Here is a 22462-nt window from a genome sequence, read left to right as displayed (position 1 = left end):
GGAGCGGGCTTGCCCGCGATGACGGTGTGTCAGTCAGAGTTGCATTAACTGACCCAGCGCTATCGCGGGCAAGCCCGCTCCCACAGTTAAGAGCAAGCCAGCGCCTACAGCTGTTTGATTAACGGATCAAGAAGCCCAGGCGCGGGAAGTGCACATGCACGGTGCCGCCGCGCTCATCCTCGCGGCGCAGGATCAACTCCTCGCGACCGGCAAACAGCAACTCGCCCACCACCGGGTCCACACCATAGTCAGTCGCGGCGATGCTCACTTGCTGGCCCACCTTGAACCCGTTGGGCTCTGCAAACACTTCATCCGGCAACGCCGCAGGCGTGCTATTGCGGGCGATTTCCAGGGCCTGCCCGGCACTCATCTCGCTGGAAGTGCCATGCCCGAAGCCCAGCACCCGCCCAAGCCAGGCGCTGACGGCAGGATAATCATCCACCAGCGGCGAGGTCACCGACGAGCCTTTGATAAACCACAACGTATGGGCCATGGCGAAGTCGGCAATCGACGGTTCGCCAAACAGGAAGTCCCCCGATTGACGCTGCAACTGTTGCTCAAGCCGCGCAATGATTGCCGGCCACTGGTGCCGCGCCACGTCCAGTTGCACACGGGTGGCGGTGCCGCTGCCAAACATCTGGGTGCGGTCGGCGACCAGCGCCTGCAGCATCTGCGGCGGCACCTTGGCAAATTTCACCGCCAGGGATTCGGGCTGGAATACCAGGGCCACGGCATGGGAAAACACCACCGAATCGGCCCAGGCGGCAAAGCTCTGGCTGACCAGTTCCAGGCCTTCGGGAAACAGCGGCGGCGCGGCCTTTTCCTGTTCCAGGCGGCGGGCGATCAGCGCGGTATCACAATAAATATCCGCGCCCACCTGCAGCACCGGGGTTTTTCGGTAGCCGCCGGTCAGGGCCGTCAGATCGGGCTTGGGCATCACCGGGGGAATGGTCACCGAATGCCAGGACAGCCCCTTGAAACCCAGGAGCAGGCGAACCTTTTCGGCGAACGGGGATTGCGGGTAGTGATGCAGGATTAACTCAGACATTCCAGACTCCGCTAAAAGAAGGAGCCGCCAGCTTATCGTGCAAAATCACTGCGGCCTACCCATTGGCCTGACGGGAACTGATCAGTCAGGTTGATAAGCCCGGGCCAGACACTCCTTGGCGCTTTTCTTGAGTTTTTTTATCAGACGTTCCTGGCGCAGCGCCTCGCTCTTGCTGGCGCAGGCCTCGGTATACACCAGCGCCACCGCCGGGCTGGACAGGAAAAACCGCGCGCCCTTGCCGCTCTGGTGCATCGCAAAGCGGCGCTGCGGGTCGTTGCTGATCCCGCAATAGAGCGCGCCATTGGCCGCCCGCACCAGGTAGACAAACCAGGGTTTGGGCGCGATGGGTTCAGGTGGATTGTTCACAAAAGGTTCTGGCAAACGAAAAGAGCGCCAATCTTATCAACGACTGGCCTGGAACGCCTGCAACCCTTTCAAGGCCTGGGCACGCACCGCGTTGCGCACCAGCGGCGTCCAGCCCAGCAGCAGGCCCTGGGTGCCCAGGGCCTGGCGCGACCAACGCCACAGGTCGAAGTGGTCGTGGTGCTCGCAGATCTTGCCGTCGCGAAACACAAAGCGCGCCTGGATATGGTTGACCACGGTGCGGCCGGTCTGGCTGAACAGGTAGGTGGCCACCCAATGGGCGCTGCCAGTGCTTTCGTCACTGTGTACCTGGTCGAAGGTCAGGGAAAAGTCCCTGGCCCGGGTGGTGAGCATGCGCCACATGTCGCCGGCATCGCGCCCGCGCAGTTCGCCGAACGCCGGGTCGCTGAACAGCACATCCTCGGTATAGCAGGCGCTCATGGCCTCGGCATCCAGGCGCTGGAAGGCGCTGTAGAACTCGGTGATCAGGGCGTTGTGCATCGGCAGTATCCGGCAACAAGGGGAAGTCCGTCACGATAGTGCGCAAGGGCCTGGAACGCCATCGGCATCGATGCCGGGAATGCCAGGGGTGAGCCCCTAAGGCACCATGCCGCAGCTGCGAGCATAGGCGAACAGATCCACGTCGGTGGAAATACACAACCGGCTCATGGCCGTGCTTTTCTGCTTGCTGATGGTGGAGATGCTGCGATTGACCCGGGCGGCGATCTGGCTGACCGTCATGCCGCTGGCGAGCATGCGCACCACCTCCCGCTCCTTGCCGGACAACTGCGGCTGTTGCGACTGATCGCCCGTGCCCGCCTCCACCAGTTGCACCCGCAGGCATTCGCTGACAAAGGTCTGGCCGGCGCTCACCGCCCTGATCGCCAGCGGCAACTCCTTGGCCGAGGCGCTTTTGGCGACGATAGCCCGGGCACCATGGGCAAAGGAGGCGCGCAAGGTGGCGACGTTGGCAAACATGGTCACCAGAATCACGGGCAACTCCGGGTACTGACGATGCAGCAGACTGAGCAGGCCATAGCCGTCGGCCTGCTGGCCACCCGGCATGGCGAAGTCAGTCACCAGCACATCGCAGGAAGTGATTTCCAGCAACCGCAACAGGTCATCGGGGCCTTCGGCCTCACCGACCACTTTGCACTTGCCATTCGCCTCGATCACCACTCTCTGCCCGATTCGTACGATGGGGTGATCGTCAGCAATAATTACGCGAAGCATAAATACCCACAGATGATGGCGACTGAGCCCGCAAAATACCCTCGCCGACGGACCGCAACAACCGTCCAGGACGTGGGCTTTGCGTCACGTTCAATGTTTTGTAGTGATTTTTTTATGACCTACAAAATTAAAAGAAACCACCTACATCCATAACCTGCAACACAGACCGATATCGCCCTACATACAACCCATTTCACAACGCGCCCAAGTATTTGAGGTAGGCCCGCAAGTCCGCCTGGAAGGCTTCCAGATGGGATTTGTTCAGCAACATGCCCTGGGCGCGGACGCGTTCGATCAGGCTCATGCCACGCAGTTCCAACTCCGCGCCGCCGAGGAATGCCAGGCTGCCCACCAGGCGATGCAGGCGCTCAGCGGTCAACGGCCCATCCAGGGCCAGGCGTGCGCGTTCCAGGGCGGCGCTGTCTTCCCGGGCTTCGCAGAGCAGGCTGGTGAGCATCTGGTCCACCACGTGGGCGTCGCCAAAGGTCTCGACCAGGCTGGCACGGGTCGGCCAGGGTGCCGAAACCAGGGTGTTCGATGCGGCACTGGCCGGGCCGGGCAGCCACAGCGCCAGCACCCCTTGCAGTTGATCAAGGGTCAGCGGCTTGAGCAGCCAAGCATCCATGCCAGCATCGCGGCAACGTTGGGGGTCGTCGTGCACCAGGTTGCCGGTCAAGGCAATGATCGGCACCCGGCGTTGCGCGTTGGCCTGTTCGCGCAGGCGGATTGCCCGGCTCATGGTGTAGCCATCCATCAGAGGCATCTGGCAATCGCTGATCACCAGGTCGAATGGGCGTTCGGCCAGGGCCGTCAGCCCATGTTGGCCGTCGCCGACCAATTGATGGCCCAGCCCGAGCTTCTCCAGAAACCAGCCCATCAATACGCGATAGGCGGAGTGGTCCTCCACCACCAACACGGTCAGGTGCTGCCAATGCAGCGGGGGAGTAATCGAGGGGGCCAATTCACGGGAAAGCACTGCGCTCAACGATACGCCAGTCTCCATGTTCACCTCATTGCGGCGATCCGTCCTGCAGCGCCCGGCGGCGCTGACGCAACAGCCAAACGCAAATGGCTGCCATCGCCGCCTGAAAATATCCTTATGAGTGACAGCATGACGATGCAACAACTACGAAAAAACCAACTTTCCTACATGAGCGACAACCTATTCCGACACAAGCGAAACTGATTTCCCCCTCCCCCTCATTGTCGTAATAGTTGTATTTCCCCTGCCCCCTCCCGCCGATAAATTGCGCCCACCCCAATCAGAGGGAACGGGCACGCCACACTGCGGCGCCCGAAACAGACACGCCAGCCGCCTTGCAACCCGCCCGCCCCTTACAAGGGCCTGGCATTGCCGGCTGCACGCGTGAATCGCCGACCTTGCACTGGAACAACCTGAAATGAACAAGTCGTTAAACCTGGTGGGCGTTGCCCTGTTGCTCGCCAGCTCCACGTCCGCCTGGGCTGCCAGCACTGTGGACCTGACGGTCAAGGGCCTGATCACGCCGAATGCCTGCACCCCGGCCGTTTCGGCTGGCGGCATGGTGGATCATGGAAAAATCTCCGCCAAGGATCTGGTCCAGAACAACCCCACGACATTGCCCAAGGCAGTGCTGCGCTTGACCATCGATTGCGATGCCAGCATTCCCTTCGCCCTCCGGCCTATCGACAACCGCAGTGGCACCGCCACCAGTAGCAGCGACTTCGGCCTGGGCCTGGTCAATGGCAACAAAAAACTGGGCCGGTATTACCTGACCCCACAAAACCTGGTCGCCGACGGCACCCCGGCTCAACCCATCGCTTCCGCTGACGGTGGCCGCACCTGGTACAGCGAACACAACTGGGAACTGCAAACCCTGTGGGGCGCAGGCACCCAGGATGACGCAAGCACATTGCTGCCGATCAAGAGCCTGGTGATGGACCTGGAGGTGGGCACCCAAATCGCCCCGGCGAACCAGTTCGATTTCAGTGACGAGGCGCCCATCGACGGTTCCGCGACCCTGGAAGTGGTGTACCTGTAACCCCCACCCCGTCCACACGGAAGGTTCTGACCATGCACATCTGCAACGCAATCCCATTGGCCGTGCTGTTGCTCGCAGCCTCGCCACTGGCACTGGCCGCCAGCACCACCGACCTCAGCGTCAAAGGCACCATTACCCCCAGCGCCTGTGCGCCGCTGATCTCCGGCGGTGGCACGATCGACTTCGGGAAAATGGCCGCCAAGGATCTCCAGGCCGAGCAATACACCTCGTTGCCCGGCCAATCCCTGCAATTGAGCGTGCGTTGTGAAGCGCCGACGTTCTTCACCCTGACCACCGTCGACAACCGCGCCGGCTCGTCTGCCAACCACGCCTTCTGGCACGGCCTGGGCTTGACGGCAGAAGGGGAAAAACTCGGCGGTGCCGCGTTCCATCTTTACGCCCCCGTGGCCGATGGCGTTGCGGTACGCACCATTACGTCAGTGGACGGCGGCATGACGTGGCTGCCCACCAGCCTGCTCACCCACACCATGCTGACCGCCATCGCCAGCGGTAACCAATTGGTGCCGATTGCAGTGCGGGACTTCGACGCACAGATACGCCTGTACACCCACATCGCCCCCGCCGATAGCCTGACCCTGACCGACGAAGTCCCCGTCGACGGGCACGCCACGGTTCAAGTCACCTATCTGTAATGCCACACACAGCCCCCATTGAAAGGAGTTCATCCCCCATGAAGCCCCTGTTTACCACCCTCGCCACCGGCCTGATGCTGCTCGGCTGCACCGCCACTTACGCCGCTTCGACCGTCGATCTCACCGTCAAGGGCCTGATCGTGCCTAGCGCCTGTACCCCAAGCCTGTCCGGCGGCGGGGTGATCGACCACGGCAAAATTTCCGCCAAGGACCTGAAGACAAACGGCCCGACGCTCATCGGGACCCACACCTTGAGCATGGTCGTAAGCTGCGACAGCGCGATCACTTTTGCACTGCACTCGGTCGACAACCGGGCCGGTTCGTCCATGTTCTCCGACAACTATGGCCTGGGCCTGATCAACGGTAACCAGAAGCTCGGCTGGTTTCATCTGATGCTAAACAACCTGATCGCCGATGGTGTCGCAGTGCAGCCGATTGCGTCCTTCAACGGCCAGGACAATTGGTACAGAGAAAAATTCTGGGACGCGGGCCTGTACATGTCGGTGGCCAGCATGGCTGACGACACTCAACCGGTGCCGGCCAAGGACTTGTCGCTGGAACTGGTGATTCAAACCTCCATCGCCCGCACCGATGGCCTGGACCTGAGCAACGAGGTCACCCTCGACGGTTCCGCCACCCTTGAAGTCAAGTACCTGTAACCCTTGGACACCCATGCCTGGCTGACGCTTGCAGGCATGGGTATTTTTCCCGTATCGGCCGTTTTTACCCCGGCCAGTGGCGCCCCTCGATGAACACCTACCCTCGCCTCCTGGCGCTCCTGCTGTTGCTGACGAACATTGGCCCGGCCATTGCTGCTTCTTTTGTCGATATCACGGTGACGGGCCGAGTGACGCCCGATGCCTGCCATGTGACGTTATCTGACGAGGGCACGGTCGATCACGGAAAAATCCCCTCACATACCCTCAGTTCCACTGAGTTCACTGTGCTGCCCAGTCGGCTGCTGGAACTGAACGTGCAATGCAGCCGCCCCATGTTATTCGCCCTGGTAGGGCTTGATAACCGAGCGGAGTCCTCGCTGGCGCCCGGATTTTTCTACGGCCTGGGCAGAAATATCCATGTTCCGGCAGAGCGCCTGGGCTCAGTGGCGCTGTCCTATCGCAACCCGATGGGCGACGCACAAACCCTGCAGGTGTTGGCGTCCACCGACAGTGGCGAAACCTGGTCCCCCGAGCCCAACGCCTATCCAAAATCCTACATCGGCTTTGCCCCACCGGGTGATCGCCAGCCCGACTTCATCGGTCAGTTGACGACCCAACTGCGCATCGACACGTCCATCAACTTCACCCAATACCTGACCCTGGACCAGGAGGTGCCGCTGGATGGTTCGATCGTTCTGGATTTGCGCTACCTCTGACCTTTTCACGCGGCCCCAATGGAACCCCCCGGCATGACGACGACACTCTTGAAAAACGCGACCTGCATTCTTGCCCTGACGTTGCTGCTGGGCCCCCAGGCCCAGGCCGATGGCATGGTCCCGGACACCTCCGTGGTCATCGTCTACGAAGCCGAAGGTGAAGCGGCCGTTTCGGTCACCAACACCGACAGCCAACTGGCCCTGCTGCACGTCACCCTAAAAGACATTGCCGAAGACACCGAGCCCTTGCTGGTGGTGACACCGCCGCTGTCGCGGGTGGAGCCGGGCAAATCGCAACTGGTGCGTTTCATCCTGCAACGCCAGCAGCCACTGCTTACCCAGCGCCTCAAGCGGGCGATCTTTGAAGGCATGCCCCAGGGCCGCCCCGCCACCGAAGCCGGGCACGCACGGGTCGGCGTGACGGTGCGCCAGAACTTGCCGGTGATCATTCACCCCAAGGGCCTGGCCCCCAACCGCACGCCCTGGACCGGCCTGACCTGGTCGCAACACGGCAGCACCTTGCAGGTGCGCAACGACAGCCCCTATGTGGTGCGCCTGGCCCAAGAGCTGCGCCTGCTGCCCGGTGACGGCAAGGCCATGCTGCCCCGCACCTACGTATTGCCGGGGGAAACCCTGAGTGTGCCGGCCACCGGCGGTCCCGCCAGCAAGGTCCGGCTGCAACCGGCGACGGTGTATGGCTTTGCCGTGGCCGCCTATGAAGCGCCTATCACCTGACAAACCACACGAAGTCCCCGGCCAGACACTGACCTGTGGTGAGGGGACGAGCCCCCTCGCCACAGATGCCCATCATTCGAGTGCCTTGCGTGAAAACAGTATTGAATGACCGTGACGGCGAAGCCGTACCCGATACACCCACCCGCTGCGCCTTGCTCGCGATACTGCTGGCGTGCGCCCTGCTGCCGGCCAAGACCTGGGCCGAAGAGCGGCCCGGCTTCGACGCCACCACCCTGCAGCAGCGTGGCATCGACCCGCAGTTGGCCAGCTTGCTGCTGGACGCCCCGCGCTATGCCGCCGGACGGCACGCGGTGAGCCTGCGGGTCAATGGTCAACGCCGGGGGCGGCTGGAGGTGGGGTTCGACCCACAAGGCCACCTGTGTTTTGACCAGGCATTACTGGACGCCGCCAACCTGGTGAGGCCCGAAGACAGCGGCCCCTGCCATGACTTTCTCGCGCAATACCCGCAAAGCCTGGTGGAGCCGGACCCCGCCAGCCTCACCGTGTCGCTGGTGGTGCCGACCGAGGCGTTACGCCCGTTGCCACAGGACATCTCGAGCTACGAGACCGGTGGGGTTGCCGGCCTGCTCAATTACGACCTCACCGGTTTCTACAACCGCTTCGGCGACGATAACAGTCGGTTCGGTTCGGCCAACACCGAGGTGGGTTTCAACGCCGGTGACTGGATCGTGCGCAGCCGCCAGGTACAGACCTGGCAGGATGGCCTGTCGCGCAGCACCCATCTGGAAGCCTACGCCCAACGCACCTTTGCCCGGCATCAGGCGGTGCTGCAGGCCGGGCAGATCAACCTCTATAACCCGGTGTTGTCCGGCGCGCAGATCACCGGGGTGCAGGTCCTGACCGAACAGGCCCTTCAAGAACAAGGCCAGGGCGCGACCATCGACGGTATCGCCAACAGCCCGGCCCAGGTCGAGGTGCGGCAGAACGGTGCGTTGATTCATTCCACCGTGGTGCCGGCCGGGCCGTTCTCCCTGACGGATGTGCGGCGCCTGAGCTCACGCTCGGACGTCGAAGTCACGGTCAAGGAAAGCAGCGGCGGCGAGCGCCGTTTCACCGTTCCCGCCGCCATGCTTGGCCTGGGGCTGGCGGCGCCGGGGTACTCGGTGGCGGCGGGCCGCGTGCGCAATATCGGCGATGCCCAGGGCGACGATCCGTGGGTGGTCAGCGCCGGTTGGACCGGTGCCGTGCACCCGCAATTGTCCCTGGGCAGCGGTGTGCTGGCGTCCAGTGAATACCGGGCGGCAGGGGTGAGCCTGGGTTGGCTGCCGTGGCTCGATAGCCAGGTGCAACTGGCCACCCAGGTCGCCGACACTCAGGCACGGGACAAGGTGCGTGGGGTGCAGACCGACCTGTCATGGTCCCAGCGCCTGAATGAGCAATGGTCGTTCAGCGTGGCCAACTCCTGGCGCACCCCAGGCTATCGGGAGCTGGAAGAAGCCACCTACGAACCCGAGACCACCCAGCAACGGCGCTCCCGCTATCGCGAGCAACAAAGCGCTACGTTGGGCTGGTCCCACCCATGGCTGGGAGCGTTCAGCGCCGGGGTGTCGCGCTCCAGCAGCTTTGATGGCGACAGCAGCAGCCGCGGCCTGGCGTCCTGGGGCACCAGCGTCGCAGGCGTGTCGTTGTCGGCCAGCGCCGAGTGGCAAATGGGCGGGCGCCAGCAACAGGACAACGCGGTGTACCTGAATGTCAGCCTGCCCCTGGGTGAGAGCCGGCGCATGCGCGCCTGGGTACGCAACTCGGGCGGGGAACATCGCACGGGGCTGGGGCTGAACGAACAGCTCGACGATCAACTGAGCTATCGCGTGAGTGCCGAACATGACACCCGCGACCAACAAGTAGAGACCACCCTCGGCCTATCGGCCCTGCCACGCTACAGCCAACTCGATGTCAGCTATAGCCGCTCCGATGCCGAGCACTCGAGCTATCAGGGCAGCGCCCGGGGCGGCGTGGTGGTGCACAGCGACGGTGTCACCTTCTCGCCCTACCCGGTGCGCGACACCTTCGCTGTGGTCTCGGTGGGTGATATGGGCGGCATCAAGCTGAGCACCCCCAGCGGCCCGGTGTGGACCGACTGGCAAGGCCAGGCCGTGGTGCCCCAGGTGAGTGCCTATGGCCGCAGCCCGGTGGAAGTGCAGACCCGTTCGCTGCCGCGCAATGCCGATATCAACAACGGCCTGGCGATGATCTCGGCCGGACGCGGGGCGGTGGATCGGGTCGAGTTCGGAGTGACGTTGACGCGCCGGGTCTTGCTCACCGCGCGCACCGAACAAGGCGCACTGCTGCCCCGTGGCGCCTCCGTCAGCACCGCCGACGGCGAGTTCGTGACCCTGGTGCAGGACGGCGGCCAGGTGTTTCTGCCCAATGTGCTGGAGCAGTCCGGGTTGTGGGTCAGCGCGCCAGGCCTGACCCGCTGCCGGCTGCAGTTCGAGCTGCCGGCCAAGGGCGATCCCCAGGTGTATTTCGAAACCACGCCCGCGCGCTGCAACCCCTTATGAGGAAAATCACCATGCCCCTTCTGCGCGCCCTGCGGTGCCTGATCGCTGGATTGCTTAGCATCGGCCTTGCCGGCAACGCCCTGGCCAATGACGAGTGCCAGTTGAATATCAGTGAGTCGCTGCTGGACTTCGGCCTGATGAGCCGCCTTGCACAAAACGACAGCGCCCCCCAGCGCCTGCTCGGCGAGCGCCGCTTGAGCCTGAACCTCAATTGCCCGCACCCGGCGGACATGAGCGTGTTCTACAGTGCCCTGGCGGCGAACGCGCATCGCCTGCAATTTACCGAGCACGGCAGCTATGCCCTGCACGTCAGCGATGGCGTGCTGGATGGCCAGGCCGTGGAGCTGGGGTTGTTGCCGGGCGCCGGCCAGCCACCCGCCAGCATCGGTACGACATTGAGTTGGCGTCCAGGCCATGGCGTCGCGCCGGTGCAAGGTGGCAGCGTGGTACAGGGCCGCCAGCTTTCCCTGCAACTGAGCCTCAGTGCCTGGGCCGACGTGGCCGCCACCCATGTGCGCGAGGCAACCACCTGGGAAGTATCCGGGCTATTCGACGCACGCCAGAGCGGCCGCTACCGGGAACTGACCCTACGCGCGCACTTCGCCCCCGCCGCCTGCACGCCGCAGTTGTCCAACGGCGGCCTGGTGGACTACGGCACCTTGCTGGCCAAGGACCTGAGCGCCACCCACGAAACGCCACTGCCCACCCGCACCTTGCAGTTCTCCGTGAGCTGCGATGCACCCGCGCACTTTGCCTTGCTGATGCATGACAACCGTTTCGGCTCGGCCACCGGCGGCACCGATGAAACCGCCTACGGCCTGGACCTGGACGCCAGCCGCAACAAGATCGGGCGCTACTACCTGAACATCGACCCGGCGGACTTCAGCGCCGATAGTTTCGGCACGCTTTATCGCACCGACTCCACCAGCAACGGCCGGGCGTGGAGCAGCTCCAGTGCCCGGCAGATCCCCATCGCCGCCAACAGCCTGATGGGCTTCACCAACAGCCTCGGCAACACCCAGGGCCCGATTGCCATCCAGCACCTGGCCGGCACCGTGCGCATCAAGGCCTACCTGGCCCCCACCCAGTCCCTGGACCTGCGCAATGTAGTGCAGATCAATGGTTCCGGCACCCTCGAAATCATCTACCTCTGACCTCAGGAACCCGTCTTATGAATCAGTACTGCCTGGTTTTTTCCTCCCTGCTGCTGTGCTCGGCCCTGCCGGCACTGGCGGCCTCGACCGTGGACCTGAGCGTCAGGGGCAAGATCACCCCCACGGCCTGCACCCCGCTGCTGTCCAGTGGCGGGCTGATCGACTACGGCAAGATTTCCCAACAGGACCTCAACCTTGACCGTGGCACGCGCCTGCCGGTCAAGCAGTTGCAAGTCAGTATCGACTGCAATGCCCCCAGCCGCTTCGCCCTGCGCATGCGCGACAATCGCGATGGCACGGCCACGGTCAACAGTGAGATCTACTACGGGCTGGGGCTGGACAACAGCGGCAATCGCCTGGGCCTCTACTCCATGACTTTCGACCCCCGCCACACCCTGGTGGACAGCACGGCCACGGTCTATGGCACCGAATCCACCACCGGCGGCACGGCCTGGCGCACGGCCAACCTCAACCCCATTGATATCGGCGCCAACAGTTACCTGGGGTTCACCGACACCCAAGGCAGCGTTGCCGGGCCGTCGGCGATCCAGGAGTTGATCAGCACGGTCAAGGTCGAGGCGGTGATCAATGCCCGACAGAACCTGGACCTGAGCAGCGACACCCTGCTCGACGGCTCGGCGACCCTGGAGGTGCTGTATCTCTAGAGTTTTTCGCTGGTGACCTGCGCATACCGCGCACGCCCCGCGCCCAGCCCGGCGACGATTGCCCCGAGGCCGAGCAGCGCGAAAATCCAGCCGATGGCCGTCCAGCCTCCGGTCCAGTCATGCACCAGGCCGACCGCGAGCGGGCCGAGGGACGCCAGGGTGTAGCCGATGCCCTGGGCCATGCCCGACAGGTTGGCGGCCACGTGGGCGTCACGCGAGCGCAGCACGATCAGGGTCAGCGCCAGGCTGAACGTACCGCCCTGCCCCAGGCCCAGCAGGATCGCCCAGCCCCACAAACCGTCCAGCGGTGCATACAGGCACCCGAACAGGCCGCCGAGGGTCAACAGCATCACCACCACAATGGCCAGGCGCTGGTCCTTGCCACGGGTGGCCAACCAGGGGGCGGCCAGGGAACTGGCCAACTGCACGATGATCGAGCCGGACAGGACCAGCCCGGCTTGCGTGGCACTCAGGCCACGGCCGATAAGGATCGACGGCAACCAGCCGAACACAATGTAGGCCAGGGACGATTGCAGGCCCATGTACAGGGTCACCTGCCAGGCCAGCGGATCACGCAGCAGCCCCTTGACCCGATAAGCGACCTGGTGCGCACCGTGCCGCTGCCCGACTTGCGGCAACCAGCACAGCGCCGCCACCAGCGCCGGCAACATCCAGAAGCCCAGGCCGATGTTCCAGCTGTGGGCAAAGGAGTGACTCAACGGCACAGTGGCGCCCGCCGCCAACGCCGCCCCCAGGCACAGGGCCATGGTGTAGACGCCGGTCATGGTCCCGGCCTGTTTGGCAAAGTCACGCTTGACGATACCCGGCAACAACACCCCGATAATGCCGATACTGGCCCCGGCCAGTAGGCTGCCGGCGAACAGGCCGACCTCACCCAGCAAGCTGCGCAGCATGATCCCGGCCGCCAGGGTCAGCAGGATGCCCAACACCACCCGTTCAGCGCCAAAACGCCGGGCCAGGATCGGCGCCATGGGCGCAAACAGGCCCAGGCACAGCACCGGCAAGGTGGTCAGCAGGCCGGCCCGGGCCGCCGACAACCCCAGGCTGGCGGACACGTCGCCGAGCAGCGGCGCCATGCTCGCCAGCGCCGGGCGCAGGTTCAACGCCACCAGGACCAGGCCCAGCAGCAACAACCACGGGCGATGCACCACGGGGGGGCTGTGCTGGACCACCTCGTCATCGACCTCGGCGTCGATCAGCAATTCTTCAAGGGCGTTTTCAGGGCGGGGCATGGTGTTCTCAGGTTCAAGGTTCATTGATCAACTGCCGGCACAGGGCTTTGGCGCGCTGCGGGTCCTGCTGTTCCACGGCAGCGAGCAGTGCGACATGCAGGTCGAATACCGCCTGGCGGCGTGGCTTGAGATTCAGGGCCAGGCGTAACTGGGCGCCGACGATGCTGGAAAAGTATTGGTACAGCTCGCTCAAGGCCGGATTGTGGGCGGCGTCCACCAGGCGTTTGTGGAACACCAGGTCGCACTGGATGTAGTGCTCCAGGTCGCCATGGTAGTGCTCGCCGCTGGCCTGCAACGCTTGGTGCAGGCGCTGCAGATCCTCAGGGGTGCGGCGCAAGGCCGCCAGGCCAATGGCCTCGACTTCGAGAATCTGCCGCGTCTCCTGCGCCTGCTCTAGGGTGCACTGGGACATGGCGTTCATCACCCCCAGCGGATCGGTCATCGAACGCAGGTAGCTGCCGTCGCCCTGGCGGATCTCGATCAACCCGGAAAACGCCAGCACCCGCATGGCCTCGCGCACGGTATTGCGGCTGATGCCCAGCTCGGCAGACAACTCCGGCTCGGTGGGCAGGCGTTCGCCAATCGCCCATTTGCCCTGGGCGATGCGCTGGCGCAGTTGGTCCAGGGCCTGGTCAACCAGGGAGCGTTTGATCAGCGGGGCGATGTCTGGCATGGGCTTGGTACTTTCGTCCAATCATAGGATGAATTTTCGTACAGCCTATTCGGAGTTGCCTACAGAAGCAACGCACGAGGTCATTCCAGCGGCTATCCCACAGGCAGTGCTCACTGATAGTGTTACCGCCCAGATAGTTCTGACATCGACCGACATAGCAAGACAGTCCGCCTTGCGACATCTTGTCAACTGAGCCACCTTGCACACACCGCCCCCGAAGCCTTCCCTCGGCGTGCACGCACATTTATGGAGCAAACATGAGCGAACCCTTGATTCTTCAGCCCGCCAAGCCCGCAGATGCCTGCGTAATCTGGTTGCATGGCCTGGGTGCCGATCGCTATGACTTCTTGCCCGTGGCCGAAGCCCTGCAGGAAACCTTGCTGTCCACCCGCTTTGTATTACCCCAGGCGCCGACCCGTGCGGTGAGCATCAATGGCGGCTACGAGATGCCAAGCTGGTACGACATATTGGCCATGACCCCGGCACGGGCCATCAGCCGCGAACAGCTGGATGAGTCAGCAAAACGGGTCACTGATTTGATCGAGCAACAAAAAGCCAACGGAATAGACGCCTCGCGCATTTTCCTCGCCGGCTTTTCCCAGGGGGGCGCCGTGGTCCTGCACGCTGCGTTTGTGCAATGGCAGGGCGCCCTGGGTGGCGTGCTTGCCCTCTCCACCTATGCGCCAACGTTCAGCGATGAACTGGAACTGTCCGCCAGCCAGCAGCGCATTCCGGCCCTGTGCCTGCATGGCCAGTACGATGAAGTGGTGCAGAACGCCATGGGCCGTAGCGCCTATGAGCATTTAAAGCAGCGCGGTGTCACCGTGGCATGGCAGGAATACCCAATGGGTCACGAAGTGTTGCCCGAAGAGATCCGCGACATCGGCGCCTGGTTGAGCGGCCGCCTGGGCGGAAAACCAGCCATTGTGTAGCCGCATGTCCAACGCACTACGCCGCGCCCGATTCTTGCATTACACTGGCCGGCGTACATTCCTTAACCAATTGATGAGATGACCGTGCTCAAAGCACTCAAGAAGATGTTCGGTAAAAGCGAGGCTGAACCACTCGCCCCTGTTCCCAGCGCCCCTGTCCACGCTTCCGGCAGCCGCAATGACGGTAAACAGCCTGGCCGAACCACGCCTGTTGCCTCGCCAAAACCGTCGCCCGCAACGCCTGCCGCCCCGGCTCCAGCCGCCCAGCCCGCAGAAGAACCACCGCGCGTGGAAAAACCGCGCCGCGAACGCGCGCCAAAACCTGTGGTAAAGCCGTGGAAACTGGAAGACTTCGTGGTCGAGCCCCAAGAGGGCAAGACCCGCTTTCACGACTTCAAGCTGGCCCCGGAACTGATGCACGCCATCCAGGACCTGGGCTTTCCGTACTGCACGCCGATCCAGGCCCAGGTCCTGGGCTTTACCCTGGCCGGCAAAGACGCCATCGGCCGCGCCCAGACCGGCACCGGCAAGACCGCTGCGTTCCTGATCTCGATCATTACCCAGCTGCTGCAAACCCCGCCGCCCAAAGAGCGCTACATGGGCGAGCCACGGGCCCTGATCATCGCCCCAACCCGGGAGCTGGTGGTGCAGATCGCCAAGGACGCCGCCGACCTGACCAAGTACACCGGCCTCAACGTCATGACGTTTGTGGGCGGCATGGACTTCGACAAACAGCTCAAGCACCTGGAAGCGCGGCACTGCGACATCCTGGTCGCCACGCCGGGCCGTTTGCTGGACTTCAACCAGCGCGGCGACGTGCACCTGGACATGGTTGAAGTGATGGTGCTGGACGAAGCCGACCGGATGCTCGACATGGGTTTTATCCCACAAGTGCGCCAGATCATTCGCCAGACCCCACCGAAAAACGAACGCCAGACCCTGCTGTTCTCCGCGACCTTCACCGAAGACGTGATGAACCTTGCCAAACAGTGGACCACCGACCCGTCCATCGTCGAGATCGAGGCGCTGAACGTCGCCAGCGAAAACGTCGAACAGCATATCTATGCAGTGGCCGGTGCCGACAAATACAAGCTGCTCTACAACCTGGTCAACGACAATGGCTGGGAGCGGGTCATGGTGTTTGCCAACCGCAAGGACGAAGTGCGGCGCATTGAAGAACGCCTGGTACGCGATGGCGTCAACGCCGCGCAACTGTCGGGCGATGTGCCGCAGCACAAGCGCATCAAGACCCTGGAAGGCTTTCGCGAAGGCAAGATCCGTGTGCTGGTGGCCACCGATGTGGCAGGCCGCGGGATTCATATCGACGGCATCAGCCACGTGATCAACTTCACCCTGCCGGAAGTGCCGGACGACTACGTACACCGCATCGGCCGTACCGGCCGGGCGGGCGCTGCCGGTGTGTCGATCAGCTTTGCCGGGGAAGACGACTCGTACCAGTTGCCGTCGATCGAAACCCTGCTGGGCCGCAAGATCAGCTGTGAAACGCCGCCGACGCACTTGCTGCGCCCCGTAGAGCGTAAACGCCCTTAAGCTGGAATGCGGTAAACCTGTGGGTGCCCGCTTGTGTGGGGCTTGTGTGGGAGCGAGCTTGCTCGCGAAAGCAGTGGGTCAGTCAACATCAATGTTTGCTGGGCCGACGTCATCGCGAGCAAGCCCGCTCCCACATTTGATCTTCGCTGCTTTGAGCATTGCGTTCGCTTAACTGAACGGCATTAGGGCAAGCCCGCTCCCACACAAGCCCACATTGGCTTTCAGCGCTTGCACATTCAAGGAGGAGCCCATGAACCAGGCCGACTACCTCATCATCGGCGGCGGCATTGCCGGTGCCTCCACCGGTTACTGGCTGTCCCGACACGCCCGCGTCATCGTGCTGGAGCGTGAGTCCATGCCGGGTTATCACTCCACCGGCCGTTCCGCCGCCCTGTATATCGCCGCCTATGGCACGCCACAAGTGCGCGCCCTGACCCTGGGCAGCCGCGACTTCTTCGACCACCCGCCCGCAGGCTTTACCGAACACCCCTTGCTCACGCCCCGTGGCGAATTGCTGGTGGACCTGGTGGGCGATCCTGACGAGTTGCAGCGCCAATACCTGAGTGCCAAGGCCCTGGTGCCCGAGACGCAGTTGCTGAGTGCCGAGGAGGCGCTGCACAGGCTGCCGATCCTGCGCGCGGAAAAAGTCCACGGGGCGATCTACGATCCGACCGTCTGCGATATCGATACCGACGCGCTGTACCAGGGCTACTTGCGCGGCATTCGGCGCAATGGCGGGGTAATCCACACCGACCATGAGGTGCAGAAACTGACCCGTGACGATCAGGGCCAATGGCAGGTTCGCACCGCGCAACAACGCTTCAGCGCCCCGGTGCTTATCAACGCCGCCGGAGCCTGGGCCGATGCCGTCGCGCAACTGGCCGGCGCAGAAAAAATCGGCCTGCAACCCAAGCGCCGCAGTGCCTTTATCTTCGCCCCGCCCGCCGATATGAATATCCACGCCTGGCCGGAACTGGCCGCCCTCGACGGCTCGTTCTATATGAAGCCCGACGCCGGTATGTTCCTCGGTTCACCGGCCAATGCCGACCCGGTGGAGCCCCACGATGTACAGCCCGAAGAGCTGGATATTGCCACGGGTATCTATCACATCGAACAGGCCACCACCCTGACCATCCGCCGCCCTACGCGCACCTGGGCCGGGCTGCGCAGTTTTGTCAGCGATGGCGACCTGGTGTGTGGCTTCGATCCCCAGGTAGAGGGCTTGTTCTGGGTTGCGGCCCAGGGTGGCTACGGCATCCAGACCTCACCCGCCATGGGCCATGCCAGCGCGGCGCTGGTGCGCGGGCTGGCGTTACCCGAGGCGCTGGTAGATGCGGGCTTGACCGAGGCGATGTTGTCGCCCCGGCGCCTGGGTTGAGGCGGCGTATGCCAGGGCTACCCTCGATACAATTCCCCCAGGATGGGTTGGCGAATGCGCGAGGCTTCGTCTCTGAATAACTGGTAGTAGCCGGTGCTGCTGCTGGGCATATCGGTCACTCGACTGACAATGGGTTGCGACTGAGGTTGGGCTGGAGTAGAACCGCCACCCTCCGGTCGGGGTATGGCGGGTGATTTGCTTCTGGCTTCGATTGAGCGGCCAAGGTTGGTAAATCTCAACACAGCCCGTGTAACTCCAAAAGCCTGGCTGTATGGGGTGATGCCCCATTTTTCCTTGAATTTATAGGTCAACCCCGCCATGCGTTTGGCCCCCGCGATTAGCCCCGCAGCGCCTGGGCTTTCCATCAGTTTTCCGGCCCCGGCAGCCTTGGAGACCGCAGAGGTGTAGGCCATATGCGCCGAGGTATAAGCCCCCCCAATACCCACTACTAACGAGGCAATTGAAAACCCGAGGGATGCCCACCCCAGACGACTGATAATGCGCGAACGGTCCCAGCCCATTGCTTTATCGACCTCGGCAATAGCCAGCCCCCCGACACTCAACGTTCCGCTTACAACACCGAGCCCCGCGCCGACGGTGATCGCTGCCTTGGAGGCAATGAGCCACGCTCCGGTGGCTGCGATAGTCGTAGCGACAGTCGCAGCCGCAGCGACTGCCGTGCTCGCCAACGCTCCCATAGCGGCTGGCACCGTCACCGCTGCCATCACCGCTACCGTCGTGGCTAGCCCCGCAGCAATTGTCGGAGCCGTCGCCCCGAGTGCTGCCGCAAGAGCGGGTGCCCCAAACCCAAACGTTACCACCGACAACACCAGTGCTACCCCGGTCAACGCCCACTTGAACCAGTTCGGCCACATCCCACTGGGGTCCGTCAGGTTGACCGGATTACCGGCACAATAGGCATAACTGTTGATCCCCCCCTTATCAAATGGGCTCAACGGATCAGCCTGCAAGAACATCCTCAGATAAGGACTGTAGGCCCGCAGACCGTTACCGAGGAAATACAGATTGCTCGCCACATCCAACCGCTCGCCATTGAACGCCGGCAGTTGCAGGTCGGCCATGCTGCGGACCTTGCCATCATCCAGGGGGATATGGGCATCGCCGTAGGGCGTGTAGTGCCGACGGACATGGGGCTGCCCGGGCGCCGATACACCGCGCACACTGCCGCTGGCATCGTTCATATGCAGTTGCGGGCCGTCCACCCCCCCACTGCGCGCCATCACCTCATCCCCACCGTCGGCGAAGCGGATCTTTTTACTGCCTTCAACCAGTAGCTCAAGACGCTCGCCGGTGTACGCCAGCATCACGGGCGGCTCATTGCCCCGGGATGCAAGGACCTGGCGCGCCTCGGCGTCATATTGGTAGCTGTACTTGAAGGGGCCGGCCTGCACCGTCGTCAACTGCTCAAAGCCATTGTACGTATAGGCGTGGCCCTCCGGGCTCGCCTGCAAATTGCCTGCCGCATCATAGGTGAGGGTGAAATTCTGCGCCGGGCGGGTGTGGGTCAGGCGGGTCAACTGGGTTGGGTCGGCGCCGGTGAAATAGCGCTTGCAGGTATCCTGGGAGCCATCGGCAAAGGTGGTGATGACCTGGGTAATGTTATTGAGGCTGTCGAAGGTGAACTCCTCCCCGGTAATACCCCGGCCCAGGTGATCCTTGGGGTGCTCAAGCCCGGTACAGCGGTAGGTTTTGAGCCGCAGGTAGGCGTCGTAGGTAAAGGTCTCGCCAATCACCACCTGTGAACCCGCATCCTTCAGCACCCGTGTCGCCAACATACCGTTGACGTGATACGTGCTGGCCAATACCTGAAACAGCGCACCGTTTTGCTCAAAGCGACGCTCGGCTTCCCGCCCCAGCGAATCGTAGGACACCTTGGTAATAACCCGCGTACTGTCGTAGGCCGTGGTCAAGTTCTGCGGCCGGCCCAAGGTATCGTAAGTCTGCTCGATAACCATGGAGCCGGTGGTCATCCTGGCAAACCGCCCATGGGTATCGTAGGCAAGTTCACTGCGCTGGCCATCGGCGGAGGTCTGGTGCAGCAGGCGCCCTGCCGGGGAGTAGCCATACTGCGTGGTCAGGGAAGTACCGTTGGCAGTTTGAACGTCCTTCATGGGATGGCCATTGGCATCCTGGAAAAACTCATGAATCAGGCCATTGGTCTCCGAGCGCGTCAATGCGCCGCCCAACGGGTCATGCCGATAGGTGCTCACCGGGAGCCCTGTCATCTCAATTCGGGTCGGCACATCGAGTTGTTTGTCATAGGTCATGACCTGGCGACCACCACTTGGGGAAACCATGGCAACCGGTTCCGCCCATTCTGCCTCGTACTCCCAGGTCGTGGCCGGCCCCGTCCCGCGCGCCTGGCTGGTCATCCGGCCCAGGCTGTCGTAAGTACGCGCGCCCAGCAGCTTGCTGTCGACCGTGATAGCACTGACCGACTCACTAGCGGTGCCAGGGGCATAGTCCGTTTTACTCAGCCGCTGTGGGGTACCGTCAACCGGTTTTTGAAGGGTCGTCACCAGCCGGTCAAACCCGTCGTAGGTAAACTCGGTGACGGTCTTATTGATATCCACTGCCGTCAGGCATCGGCCCAGACCATCGTACGTACGTGATTCCAGTTCAACCTTATTGTTGTTGTCGTCCAGGCGCTCCACCTTGATCGGCTGGTTATGCGCATTGAAATAGGTGATCAGCCGCTCCCCACCCACAACGCCTTCCTCCGTCAGATTGAGCAGCGGGTCGTACTCATTGATCTCGACACGACCATCGCCGTAGGTGACACGGCTAGGATTACCCCAGCGGCTGTAGGTATGGGTGCTTTTCAATAAGCGCTGCCCGTCGGTCACGTAGTCCATATTGACCACTTCCACGGTTTGCCCAAGCGCGTCATAACGCCAGGTACAGGTGGCTCGCTCCTGATTGGAGCCCAGACACTGTGCTTCGGACACCTGGCGTCCAGCGCCATCGTAGTAGGTAATGGCCTTGTTACCTTGCGCATCGGTAGTGATCAGATGGGCGCACTTGCCCTGTTCCGCAAAATGGTAGGCATATTGCCGCGTGGCTTTCTGCGGCGTGCCGGGAGCAGCCGTTTCCATGATTAACCGGCCATTGATATCAAATGCCAGATCCAGCGTGCTGCCGCCATCTCGCGTCATTGACAACAGGCGTCGATTGACCAGCGAAAGCGTGCGTTTGGCCTCAAGCCATTGCTTTCCTTGCTCTTCGCGCCCTTTCAGCCGCCGGGTTTCGATAAGGTTATCGCCCTGAATGACATAGCTGAAATCACTGGTCAACGCCTGCCCACCAACCGTACTGGTGGTGCTTTTCAACCGTCCAGCCAGTTCGATAGGGGTTTCGTAGTAAGTCTGCTGCACGGCCAACACACCGGCCTGGCTGCTCGATTGCTGTAGCACAAAATAACTGCTGCCCGTTTGCGGCACGCGGGTATGGGTATATTCCGTGAGTCGCGCGGCAGGTGTGCCTCCTGCGGGCACCAGTCGCTCTTGTTTGAGGTAGCGCGGGAACAACCCATGGGGGTCGGCCGGGCATTTGCCGCTTTCACCGGCAATCGGGTAATAGCTGTATTCGGTGCGGATACCGGAAGGCTCGGTGCGGCTGAGTTCGTTGCCATAGTCATCCGTTTCGATCTGCTGGACCTCTTCCCTCGGGGGGCCACCCGCCATCAGTTCATAACGTTTGGTGATGGTCTTGGGCAGTTGGAGGTTGGCCGGCTGGGCGGGGAACAGGCCAGGGACCGTGTTGTAGGTGATGCTCGTTTTAGTCAGCGTCCCCTCGCGCCGAACCAGTTCTTCGGTCAACAGGTGAAACTTGTTGTAGGTGGTTTTGGTGACGCTCAGCACCTCATTATTAGCGCCCCGGCTGGTTTCCTCGGTCCAGTAGTCATAATCGCTGCCTACCAGGTACAGGTTGTCTTCGCCTTCACGAAAACCGCCGGAGAACGGATAACCGGTAAAACTCTTGCCCGAACTGTAGGCATAAGTCCGGCTCATATCGGGCTGGCTGGCCCCCGGTGTCTGCACCCAGTTGATGACCCGTGGAATATATTGGTTGTTGCCGTACTGATGCCCATTCTCCGCATAAGTAATCAGTTCCTGCCCGCCCATCGGCGACCGCACTTGCATGAGCGCAACCAGCCCGTTGCGAAATGGCGGCCAGTACTCAAACACATAAGCCGCAGTGCCCGGCGGTTCACTACGATCGTAGGGGGCCGTCACCCCCGTCAGGCGGCCATTGCTGTAAGTAAACCGAACGCGGGCATAACGACCACCCTCGACCCGCGCATCAGCGGTCAGCAGCCGCTGACCCGAATAGGCCAACACCAGCAGTTCTTCCTGCTTGTGATTGAGGATACGATCCAAAAAACCTGTTTTCTCATAGTCGAAGGTCAGGCGCTCACCGTTCTCGAACAGCATGGCAACGATGCGGTATGGCACAGTACTGCCAGTGCGCTGTAACACTTCTATGGTGCCGTCTTTGTAGATCACATTCAGCGTAGTGGAATTAGGCCGCTCGACGACCAAATCCCTCAGTTTGCGGTCCCTGATGACCATCCTTCCGTTTACAGGAGGTAAGGCCTGGGCCTTAAACTGCTCACCGCTGATCAGCGTCAGGCGATTGGTACTGATATCAAACTCAGTATTGCTGAGGCGCCAGCCCAACCCATAGCCCGACGATAAGGTATTCATCATCGAGAACGCCAGAGTAATGTCCCTGCCCACCTCAAGGGCACCTTGCGGATATAGGGTTACCAACCGAATCTGGCTGGAATATTGGCCTGTACGTGCATCGACTGAACCGCTGAGGTAAGAGCTGAAATTGAATGCATTAGAGTAGACATTCATAAGGACCTCTCCTTGCCTTGATA

The 22462-nt window shown here is 62.4% G+C and carries 19 protein-coding genes; 11 read left to right on the top strand and 8 right to left on the bottom strand.

All coding sequences use genetic code 11. From position 1 onward, the window contains the following. Window positions 1-118: 118 nt before the first annotated feature. From AC07W7_RS16085 to AC07W7_RS16065, 5 genes are all read right to left on the bottom strand, one after another. Window positions 119-1048 (bottom strand): glutathione S-transferase family protein, encoded by a 930-nt coding sequence (locus tag AC07W7_RS16085; RefSeq protein ID WP_495039685.1) that lies wholly within the window; start codon window positions 1046-1048, stop codon window positions 119-121. Between the two features lie 81 nt (window positions 1049-1129). Continuing rightward, window positions 1130-1414: a GIY-YIG nuclease family protein gene (locus AC07W7_RS16080; RefSeq protein ID WP_076962354.1), complete on the bottom strand. Its 285-nt coding sequence runs from the start codon at window positions 1412-1414 to the stop codon at window positions 1130-1132. 36 nt (window positions 1415-1450) lie between these two features. Then, the gene (locus tag AC07W7_RS16075) at window positions 1451-1921 is read right to left on the bottom strand and encodes a nuclear transport factor 2 family protein (RefSeq protein WP_076962353.1); all 471 of its coding nucleotides are present in this window, start codon (window positions 1919-1921) and stop codon (window positions 1451-1453) included. A gap of 87 nt (window positions 1922-2008) precedes the next feature. After that, on the bottom strand, window positions 2009-2644 hold the full coding sequence (locus tag AC07W7_RS16070; protein WP_076962352.1) for a response regulator: 636 nt from the start codon (window positions 2642-2644) through the stop codon (window positions 2009-2011). Between the two features lie 193 nt (window positions 2645-2837). Next, window positions 2838-3647, bottom strand: a complete 810-nt coding sequence (locus AC07W7_RS16065) for a response regulator (protein ID WP_099167680.1) — start codon at window positions 3645-3647, stop codon at window positions 2838-2840. A gap of 397 nt (window positions 3648-4044) precedes the next feature. Here AC07W7_RS16065 and AC07W7_RS16060 point away from each other — a divergent pair, with 397 nt between their 5' ends. From AC07W7_RS16060 to AC07W7_RS16025, 8 genes are all read left to right on the top strand, one after another. Further along, entirely contained in the window at window positions 4045-4665 is a 621-nt protein-coding gene (locus AC07W7_RS16060) for a DUF1120 domain-containing protein (protein ID WP_495039684.1), read from the top strand. Window positions 4666-4697: 32 nt separating this feature from the next. After that, on the top strand, window positions 4698-5318 hold the full coding sequence (locus AC07W7_RS16055; protein ID WP_495039683.1) for a DUF1120 domain-containing protein: 621 nt from the start codon (window positions 4698-4700) through the stop codon (window positions 5316-5318). Window positions 5319-5356: 38 nt separating this feature from the next. Beyond that, on the top strand, window positions 5357-5977 hold the full coding sequence (locus AC07W7_RS16050) for a DUF1120 domain-containing protein (RefSeq protein ID WP_495039682.1): 621 nt from the start codon (window positions 5357-5359) through the stop codon (window positions 5975-5977). 89 nt (window positions 5978-6066) lie between these two features. Then, window positions 6067-6693, top strand: a complete 627-nt coding sequence (locus tag AC07W7_RS16045) for a DUF1120 domain-containing protein (protein ID WP_099167676.1) — start codon at window positions 6067-6069, stop codon at window positions 6691-6693. Between the two features lie 33 nt (window positions 6694-6726). Then, window positions 6727-7428 (top strand): fimbria/pilus chaperone family protein, encoded by a 702-nt coding sequence (locus tag AC07W7_RS16040; RefSeq protein WP_099167675.1) that lies wholly within the window; start codon window positions 6727-6729, stop codon window positions 7426-7428. Window positions 7429-7529: 101 nt separating this feature from the next. Further along, window positions 7530-9950, top strand: a complete 2421-nt coding sequence (locus tag AC07W7_RS16035) for a fimbria/pilus outer membrane usher protein (RefSeq protein ID WP_495039686.1) — start codon at window positions 7530-7532, stop codon at window positions 9948-9950. Window positions 9951-9961: 11 nt separating this feature from the next. Next, window positions 9962-11104 (top strand): DUF1120 domain-containing protein, encoded by a 1143-nt coding sequence (locus AC07W7_RS16030; RefSeq protein ID WP_495039681.1) that lies wholly within the window; start codon window positions 9962-9964, stop codon window positions 11102-11104. A gap of 17 nt (window positions 11105-11121) precedes the next feature. Then, complete coding sequence (locus tag AC07W7_RS16025; protein WP_495039680.1) at window positions 11122-11769, top strand: DUF1120 domain-containing protein; 648 nt, start codon at window positions 11122-11124, stop codon at window positions 11767-11769. On the opposite strand, the gene AC07W7_RS16020 is transcribed toward AC07W7_RS16025, so the two are convergent. Beyond that, window positions 11766-13046 carry a CynX/NimT family MFS transporter gene (locus tag AC07W7_RS16020; RefSeq protein WP_495039679.1) on the bottom strand — a complete coding sequence of 427 codons (1281 nt, stop codon included), beginning with the start codon at window positions 13044-13046 and terminating at the stop codon, window positions 11766-11768. The two genes, AC07W7_RS16025 and AC07W7_RS16020, sit on opposite strands and share 4 nt — an antisense overlap. After that, window positions 13036-13695, bottom strand: coding sequence for a FadR/GntR family transcriptional regulator (locus AC07W7_RS16015; RefSeq protein WP_076962342.1), 660 nt, complete (start codon window positions 13693-13695; stop codon window positions 13036-13038). Before AC07W7_RS16015 ends, AC07W7_RS16020 begins: the two co-directional genes overlap by 11 nt. A gap of 257 nt (window positions 13696-13952) precedes the next feature. Between AC07W7_RS16015 and AC07W7_RS16010 the strand changes: the two genes are divergently transcribed. The 3 genes from AC07W7_RS16010 to AC07W7_RS16000 all read left to right on the top strand — a co-directional run bounded on the left by AC07W7_RS16010 (window position 13953) and on the right by AC07W7_RS16000 (window position 17556). Then, window positions 13953-14627, top strand: a complete 675-nt coding sequence (locus AC07W7_RS16010; RefSeq protein WP_495039678.1) for an alpha/beta hydrolase — start codon at window positions 13953-13955, stop codon at window positions 14625-14627. A 78-nt stretch (window positions 14628-14705) separates the two neighbouring features. Next, the gene (rhlB, locus tag AC07W7_RS16005) at window positions 14706-16178 is read left to right on the top strand and encodes an ATP-dependent RNA helicase RhlB (RefSeq protein WP_076962340.1); all 1473 of its coding nucleotides are present in this window, start codon (window positions 14706-14708) and stop codon (window positions 16176-16178) included. A 250-nt stretch (window positions 16179-16428) separates the two neighbouring features. Continuing rightward, window positions 16429-17556: an NAD(P)/FAD-dependent oxidoreductase gene (locus AC07W7_RS16000; protein ID WP_495039677.1), complete on the top strand. Its 1128-nt coding sequence runs from the start codon at window positions 16429-16431 to the stop codon at window positions 17554-17556. A 17-nt stretch (window positions 17557-17573) separates the two neighbouring features. On the opposite strand, the gene AC07W7_RS15995 is transcribed toward AC07W7_RS16000, so the two are convergent. Next, window positions 17574-22439, bottom strand: a complete 4866-nt coding sequence (locus AC07W7_RS15995; RefSeq protein ID WP_495039676.1) for an RHS repeat domain-containing protein — start codon at window positions 22437-22439, stop codon at window positions 17574-17576. Window positions 22440-22462: the final 23 nt, after the last annotated feature.

The sequence above is a fragment of the Pseudomonas sp. GW821-FHT01D09 genome (genome assembly GCF_059422465.1).
This window is presented reverse-complemented; position numbering and strand designations above follow the sequence as displayed.